This window comes from Pseudohaliea rubra DSM 19751 (assembly GCF_000764025.1).
GTDB classification, from domain to species: domain Bacteria; phylum Pseudomonadota; class Gammaproteobacteria; order Pseudomonadales; family Halieaceae; genus Pseudohaliea; species Pseudohaliea rubra.
This window is the reverse complement of record NZ_KN234808.1, coordinates 1-7792: the sequence shown is the minus strand read 5'-3', so window position 1 is coordinate 7792 and position 7792 is coordinate 1. Positions and strand designations below refer to the sequence as shown.

The window sequence follows — 7792 nt, the reverse complement described above, 5'->3', positions numbered from 1 at the left end:
GGCTGGCCTACCGGGAGGGGCTGCCGGAGCGGCTCGAACAGGGGGGCTGGACGGTGACCTATGGCCCCTTCCGCCGCACGGACGGCCTGCTGCTGCCGCGATCGCTCACGCTGCGCTACCCGCCGGGTGCGCTGGAACTGCGCCTGGTGGCGGCCGAGTGGCAGCCGGGGGCCGCACCGTGAGCGCGCAAACGGTCACCCTGGCGGCGCCGGCAAAGCTGAACCTGTTCCTGCACGTGACCGGGCGCCGCGAGGACGGCTATCACACGCTGCAGACCGTCTTCCAGCTCCTTGCCTGGGGCGATACGGTCACCCTCGAGGCCCGGGAGGACGGCGCCGTCACCCTGGCCGGGCCGGATCTCGACATCGCCAGCGACGACAACCTGGCGGTGCGTGCCGCGCGGGCCCTCAAGGCGCTGCCCGGCACCAGCCCGGATAACGGCGTGCACATCACCCTCGACAAGCGGATTCCCACCGGCGGCGGCCTCGGCGGCGGCAGCTCCGATGCGGCCAGCACGCTCCTGGGGCTGATACGCCTGTGGAAGCTGGACGTTTCACGAGACCGCCTCGCGGCCATCGGCGCCACCCTCGGCGCCGACGTACCCGTCTTCGTCCGCGGCCACAGCGCCTGGGCCGAGGGCATCGGTGAGCAGCTTCAACCCGTCCTGCTGCCGCCGGCCTGGTTCCTGATCATTCATCCGGGCGTGCACGTCGACACCGGGGAAATATTTTCCCGGCGGGAATTGACACGTGACAGTCCGCCAATCACAATGGCCGCCTTTTTCGCGGGGACTTCTCGGAACGACTGCGAGCCAGTGGTGCGCAACCTCTACGCCGAGGTTGATAACGCATTGATCTGGCTTGGGAAATTCGGGGATGCGAAGCTGACGGGTACCGGTGCCTGCGTGTTCTGCCGCTGCGCCGATGAGGCCTCGGCGCGCGCGATAGCGGCGGAGGTCCCGGCACCCTGGCGTGCCATCGTGGCAGCCGGCGTCAATCGCTCTCCTGCACTGTAACAAGAGGCATAGACCTGACCAGCTCCTGGGGTGTCGCCAAGTGGCAAGGCACCGGGTTTTGATCCCGGCATTCGCAGGTTCGAATCCTGCCACCCCAGCCATTTCCTCGCATCGGACTACCTGCTCTTGGGGAACTCGCCGTGTCTTCAAAAATGATGGTGTTCACAGGCAACGCCAACCCCGAGTTGGCACGACGGGTTGCGAGTCGCCTGTATCTTTCCCTGGGCAAGGCCGATGTGGGTCGCTTCAGTGACGGCGAGATTGCTGTTGAACTGAACGAAAACGTCCGTGGTAAAGATGTGTTCGTGCTGCAGTCCACCTGTGCACCGACGAACGACAACCTCATGGAACTGCTGCTGATGATCGACGGCCTGCGCCGTGCATCAGCGGCCCGGATAACGGCCGTGGTGCCCTATTTCGGCTACGCCCGCCAGGACCGCCGGGTACGTTCCTCGCGGGTGCCGATTTCCGCCAAGGTGGTGGCGGACATGATGGTAAGCGTCGGCGTCGACCGGGTGCTGACCGTGGACCTGCACGCCGAGCAGATCCAGGGTTTCTTTGCCTGCCCGGTGGACAACGTGTACGGCTCCCCGGTGTTGAACGACGACATCGTCGCCTGCGCCTACAGCGACCTGGTCGTGGTATCCCCCGACATCGGCGGCGTGGTGCGGGCTCGGGCCATCGCCAAGCAGCTCGATGATGCGGAGCTGGCGATCATCGACAAGCGCCGGCCCCGACCGGGCGAGGCGCAGGTCATGAACCTGATCGGCAGTGTCGACGGGCGCACCTGCATTCTCGTCGATGACATGGTCGACACGGCAGGCACGCTCTGCAATGCCGCCGATGCCCTGAAGGAGCGTGGCGCCACCAAGGTGGTCGCCTACTGCACCCACGCGGTGCTCTCCGGCCGGGCTCTCGACAACATCCGGTCTTCCGAGCTCGACGAGCTCGTGGTGACCGACACGATTCCCCTGGGTGAGGAAGCACGCGGTATCGACAAGATCCGCCAGCTGACAATCTCGGACCTGCTCGCGGAGTCGATCCGCCGCGTGTCCAATGAGGAATCCATCAGCGCGCTGTTCTCCTGAGGGCAGCGCATCGGGAACGCACGGCAGGGCTGGTCGCAAGCAGTGCCGCAGCGTTTTTTTTAATCAAAAGGAAACAAGACAATGTCTGACAAACTTGAAATCGCCGCGGTCGCGCGCGACGACCTGGGGAAAGGTGCGAGCCGCCGCCTGCGTCGTAACGCGGACATGATCCCGGCCATTATCTACGGGGCCGGCAAGGATCCCCAGCCCCTGTCCATCATCCGCAAGGATCTCGAGAAGTGCCTGGAAAGTGAAGCCTTCTTCTCCCAGGTCATCGATGTCAACGTCGACGGTGATGTACAGAAAGCCATCCTCAAGGACCTGCAGCGCCACCCGGCGAAGGACCGCGTCATGCATGCGGACTTCCTGCGTACGGACGAGAAAGTCGCGCTCAAGGTGAACATTCCCATCCATTTCATCAACGAAGAGAGCTGCCGCGGCGTCAAGCTCGAGGGCGGCATCATCGAGCACCAGGCCCTGGAAATCGAGCTTCTCTGCCTGCCGTCCGCCATCCCGGAGTACCTCGAAGTGGACATGGCCGATGTCGGCCTCGGTGACAGTGTGCACCTGTCCGATGTGATCCTGCCGGCGGGTGTCGAGTCTGTCGCTCTTTCCTACGGCGAGGATCACGACGAGGCCATCGCCACCGTCATCGCGCCGCGCGGCTTGAAGTCCGACGAGGACGCCGACGACGGCGCCGCGCCGGCAGCCGGCGAGGTGCCGTCGGCGCAGGACGAAGCCGGCGAGGACTGACCCCCGCAGGGCAGCACGGCCTTGGGCAGCAGCATCCGCCTGATCGTAGGTCTCGGCAACCCGGGCGACGCCTACCGTGGTACCCGGCACAATGCCGGGGCTGATTTTGTGTCGGCCCTGGCCCTGCGCCACGGCACGACGCTGGCCGCCCAGGGCAAGTTCTTCGGCGACACGGCGCAGCTCTCGGGCACCGGGCAGGGGCTGCGGCTGCTCATCCCGACGACCTGGATGAACCGCAGCGGCAAGGCCGTTGCGGCCCTTGCCGGTTTCTACCGGATTGCACCCGCTGAAATCCTTATCGCCCACGACGAGCTGGACATTCCCGCCGGCTGTGCCCGCTTCAAACGCGGGGGCGGTCACGGTGGCCACAACGGTCTGCGCGACATCATTCCCGCGCTCGGCAACAGCAGCGATTTCTTCCGGCTGCGCATCGGCATCGGCCACCCGGGGAGCGCAGCCGCGGTAAGCGGTTATGTACTCGGTCGCGCACCGGCGGCTGAGGCGGCACGGACCGAGGCGGCCATCGACGCCGCCCTCGATGCGCTGCCCCTGCTCCTCGCCGGCGACCTGGGCAAGGCACAGACGCAGCTGCACAGTTTTTCGGCCCCCTGAGCGGGGGCGCACGTTCACCGGACAGGACACTGACATGGGCTTCAAATGCGGTATCGTCGGGCTGCCGAACGTCGGCAAATCGACGCTTTTCAACGCCCTTACCCGGGCCGGCATCGACGCCGAGAACTTTCCTTTCTGCACCATCGAGCCGAACGCCGGCGTGGTGCCCGTTCCGGACCCGCGGCAGGCACGCATCGCCGCGATCGTGCAGCCACAGCGGGAAGTGTCGACGACCATGGAGTTCGTCGATATTGCCGGCCTCGTCGCCGGCGCCTCCCGGGGAGAGGGCCTCGGCAACCAGTTCCTCGCCAACATCCGCGAGACTGACGCCATCGCTCACGTCGTGCGCTGCTTCGACAACGATAATGTCATCCACGTGGCCAACACCGTGGACCCGGCGGCGGACATTGAAGTTATCAACACAGAGCTGGCCCTGGCGGACCTGGAGAGCTGTGAAAAGCAACTGCAGAAAGTGACGCGCACCGCCAAGGGCGGCGACAAGGAAGCCGTGGCCCTGAAGGCGCTCCTCGAGGACAAGCTGCTGCCGCAGCTCAACGAGGCCAGGCCCGTGCGCGCCCTGGCGCTCGACAGTGCCGAGGAGGCGCTGCTGCGCTCACTGTTCCTGCTGACGGCGAAGCCCACCCTGTACATCGCCAACGTTGACGAGGACGGCTTCGAGGACAATCCGCACCTGGCAACCGTCGAGGCCATTGCCGCGACGGAGAACGCTCAGGTGGTGGCTATCTGTAACAAGCTCGAATCCGAGATCGTCGAGCTCGAGGATGAGGAGCGCGCGGAGTTTCTCGCCGAGCTGGGCATGGAAGAGCCCGGCCTCAACCGGGTGATCCGCGCCGGCTATCGACTGCTCGATCTGCATACGTTCTTCACCGCCGGCGAAAAGGAAGTGCGCGCCTGGACCGTACGCATCGGCGCTACGGCACCGGAGGCCGCAGCGGTCATCCACACGGACTTCCAGAAAGGCTTTATCCGCGCCGAGGTGGTCAGCTACGAGGACTTTATCGCTCACGGGGGCGAGCAGGGCGCCCGCGACGCCGGCCGCTGGCGCTTGGAAGGCAAGGATTACATCGTCCAGGACGGCGATATCATCCACTTCCGTTTCAACGTCTGAGAGGCCCCCTCTCTGGGGCGGCGCTCAAGGCTGTCGCCCCGCCGCATCCAGAGCACCGAGGTGCTCAGCGGCGCGCACGAAGTCGTACTCATCCAGGGCCTCGGTCAACGCGGCCACCTCCCCGGCAAAACCTGCCGCCGCCAGCTGCGGCCCGATGGTCTCGAGCCACTGCGGGGCCCTGGCATCACTGCCCGCGACCATGTCCTTGAGGGTGGCAAGCGCCGCGGCGAGCTCTTCCTCGCCCGGCGCTCCGACGGCAGCTGCTGCTGGCGCAGCAGGCGCCGCGGCCGGCAGAGCCGCCGCCAGAGCCTCGAAGGCCGCGCCGGCGTCAGCGCGCGCGGCTGAATCTTCACGGTGCAGGGTAGCAGCCCGCTCCAGCGTCGCCGCAGCAGAGGCCAGCTCCGTGGCGCCAACGCCCAGAGCCAGCCCCTTGAGGGTGTGAGCCCGCCGCTCTGCCTCCGCCCAGTCGGCATCGGCGAGGGCGCGGTCGAAGACGGCCAGGGTCTCTTCCCGGGTCGAGGCCAGGCGGCGCAGCAGCCGCAGGTAGAGGTCGCGGTTGCCGTCGAGGCGGGCAATGGCACTGTCTACGGCGAGGTCCGCGGTGCGAAGATCGGCAAGCACGCCGTCAGTGACCGCGGGGCCGCCCGACGGCGCGCGCGTCGCAGCGCCGGCGCTGCCGCCGGCGGGCGTGATCCAGTGCGCCAGGGTACTGAACAGCAGGTCGATGTCGATCGGCTTGGGAATGTGGTCATTCATGCCCGCTTCCAGCACCCGCTCCCGGTCGCCGGCCATGGCGTTGGCTGTCATGGCCAGAATCGGCAGGTCCCGGAAGCGTCGCTGGCTGCGCAGCGCCCGGGTGGCCGCGTAGCCGTCCATTACCGGCATATGACAGTCCATGAGCACGCCGTCGAAGGTCTCTTCATCGAGGCGTTCCAGTGCCTCCTGCCCGTCGACCGCAACGGCCACGGAAAGGCCATTGCTCTCCAGCAGCTCCACAGCCAGCTCCCGATTGATATCGTTGTCCTCAACGAGCAACACGCGGGCCCCGCGGACGCGCTCCCGGTCGGCATCAAAGCTGGTGCCCCGGGCCCGCCGCCGGGCCCGGGGCACCAGCTCGGCCATGCCGAGGGCTTCGGCCGCCGCCTCGAGCAGCGCCGAGGGGGTCACCGGTTTAGCCAGAAAGGCGCCGATAGCTGCGCCGCTCGCGGGCCGCCGGGCGGCCTCCGGGTCGCCGCCGGTCACCAGCACCAGCGCCGGCGTGGCCACCGACTGAAGCGCTCCGATGGCCCGGGAAAGACTGATGCCGTCCATAGCAGGCATGCACCAGTCGAGGATGACCAGCCGGTAGGGATCGTCACCGGCGGCCTCCAGCATGGCCAGGGCCTCGGAGCCGCTGCCTACAGCCTCAGCGCGCAGGCCGAGACGGCGCAGCATGGCGCCGATCACCTCGCGGGCGGCCCCATTGTCATCCACCACCAGAGTACGGGGCATGCCGAGCCGCTCTGCCGTGGCGGTCGCGGGCGCGGGCCCTTCGGCGGCCTCGCCCAGGCGTGCCGTGAAATGGAAGGTACTGCCCTCGCCGGCCTCGCTCTCCAGCCAGAGGTCGCCGCCCATGAGGTCAACCAGGCGCTGGCAGATCACCAGGCCGAGCCCCGTCCCGCCGAAGCGGCGCGTGGTCGACGTGTCTGCCTGGATGAAGGCCTTGAACAGTCGCTCCCGGTCCGCGTCACTGAGGCCGATACCGGTATCGCGCACCCAGAAGTGCACGGTCAGCTCTTCGTCATCGCGCGCGCAGATCTCAGCACCGATGACAACCTCACCGTTCTCGGTGAATTTGACTGCGTTGCCGCCGAGGTTGATCAGTACCTGCGCCAGCCGCAGGGGATCGCCCACCAGGTAGGGCGGCAGACCCGGCGGCAGATCGAAAAGAAATTCAAGATGCTTTTCCTCGGCCTTGAGCCCGACAACGGTGGCAACGTTGTCGAGTACGGCCCGGACATCGAAGACCACACGCTCCGTCTCCAGTTTGCCCGCCTCAATCTTGGAAAAATCCAGGATGTCATTCAGGAGCCCGAGGAGCACCCCGGCGGAACGCCGCGCCTTCTCCAGGTAGTTCCGCTGGCGCGGGTCGAGATCGCTCTGCAGCGCGAGGTCCGTCATGCCGAGGATGGCGTTCATGGGCGTGCGGATCTCGTGGCTCATATTGGCGAGGAACGTGGACTTGGCGCGGCTGCCGGCCTCTGCCTCGGCCTGCGCCGCGGACAGTTCACCAATGAGACGGCGCGTTCGCCGGACCAGCGGCAGGAAGATGAATACGGCCTCGAAAAAGAGAAGCAGCAGCAGGAGCCCCCAGACAGTGGCCTGGGTCCACTGCAGCCGGCCTACGGCGGCCTCTCCCTCAGCCTGATACTGACGCACAACCCGGTCCAGGGTGTGTAGCAATGGGCCTTCGCTGGCCGCAAGGATCGCCGCCAGCGCCGGACCGGGAGCCGGTGCGGAACGCAGCGCCCGGAGCCGCTCGAGGTAATGCTGGACCTGTGGATCCAGCGCATTCGGTCCCTCGAAGTAAAGCGCCCGGGTGGCTGCAGACAGTGGTGGCGGGGGATCATTGACATCCTCCGCCCGGGTCAGCCAGGCGTGGCTATCCGCCATGGCCGCCATCGCCTCGTCGAGGCTGGCGGCCAGCTCCTTGCGCTGCTCATCGGGAGCATACACCAGCCGGTGCGCGAGCAGGGCGGTGCGCTGGCTGAGCATGCGCTGGCGGCCACTGATATTAACGAGGGCGGCGGTGTCTTCCTCGGCACGGATGGCCAGCTGGAGGATAACGGCGGCGGCCGACGCCAGGCCGGCCACCAGGGCCAGCGCCAGCAGGTAGCGGCGTCGCATCTCGCGGGCGACCCGGGCCTCATGGCTGGCCACCGCAGGCTCTGGGGGCTTGTCGTCCATCCGGCTTTTCCCTGTCTGCCTGCAAGTCCGCTGCAGGCCCGTCAGTACCTCGCTTTATTAGTGTTCGCGCCCGGGCTGCGGGCGTCAACCCCGCAGCGGCTGCCAGCGACGCAAGGGCAGGCCCCGCGACACGTCGCAGCAAAGCGTGGCACTGCCCTCGAGCCAGAGCGCCAGCGTCAGGGCCGGGGCCGGGGCCAGGAGCTGCCAGCTCGCCGCCGCGAGACCGCCCCCGGCCGGCCGGATGCCGGC

At 67.4% G+C, this 7792-nt stretch carries 7 protein-coding genes and 1 tRNA gene; 7 read left to right on the top strand and 1 reads right to left on the bottom strand.

Going from position 1 to position 7792, the window contains the following annotated elements; all coding sequences use genetic code 11:
- The 7 genes from HRUBRA_RS14065 to ychF all read left to right on the top strand — a co-directional run.
- Positions 1 to 182: lipoprotein insertase outer membrane protein LolB (locus HRUBRA_RS14065; protein WP_035518196.1), on the top strand; the 182-nt coding region annotated here is incomplete at its 5' end.
- Entirely contained in the window at positions 179 to 1015 is an 837-nt protein-coding gene (gene ispE, locus HRUBRA_RS14060; RefSeq protein WP_035518201.1) for a 4-(cytidine 5'-diphospho)-2-C-methyl-D-erythritol kinase, read from the top strand. The genes HRUBRA_RS14065 and ispE, both read left to right, overlap by 4 nt.
- Positions 1016 to 1041: 26 nt before the next feature.
- Positions 1042 to 1116, top strand: a tRNA-Gln gene (locus HRUBRA_RS14055).
- Between the two features lie 51 nt (positions 1117 to 1167).
- Positions 1168 to 2103, top strand: coding sequence for a ribose-phosphate pyrophosphokinase (locus tag HRUBRA_RS14050; RefSeq protein WP_201771619.1), 936 nt, complete (start codon positions 1168 to 1170; stop codon positions 2101 to 2103).
- Positions 2104 to 2184: 81 nt separating this feature from the next.
- Positions 2185 to 2856 (top strand): 50S ribosomal protein L25/general stress protein Ctc, encoded by a 672-nt coding sequence (locus HRUBRA_RS14045; protein WP_035518194.1) that lies wholly within the window; start codon positions 2185 to 2187, stop codon positions 2854 to 2856.
- Positions 2857 to 2877: 21 nt separating this feature from the next.
- Positions 2878 to 3468 carry an aminoacyl-tRNA hydrolase gene (gene pth, locus HRUBRA_RS14040; protein WP_035518192.1) on the top strand — a complete coding sequence of 197 codons (591 nt, stop codon included), beginning with the start codon at positions 2878 to 2880 and terminating at the stop codon, positions 3466 to 3468.
- 34 nt (positions 3469 to 3502) lie between these two features.
- Entirely contained in the window at positions 3503 to 4597 is a 1095-nt protein-coding gene (ychF, locus tag HRUBRA_RS14035) for a redox-regulated ATPase YchF (protein WP_035518191.1), read from the top strand.
- A 24-nt stretch (positions 4598 to 4621) separates the two neighbouring features.
- On the opposite strand, the gene HRUBRA_RS14030 is transcribed toward ychF, so the two are convergent.
- Positions 4622 to 7543: a response regulator gene (locus tag HRUBRA_RS14030; protein ID WP_052094955.1), complete on the bottom strand. Its 2922-nt coding sequence runs from the start codon at positions 7541 to 7543 to the stop codon at positions 4622 to 4624.
- Positions 7544 to 7792 lie beyond the last annotated feature (249 nt).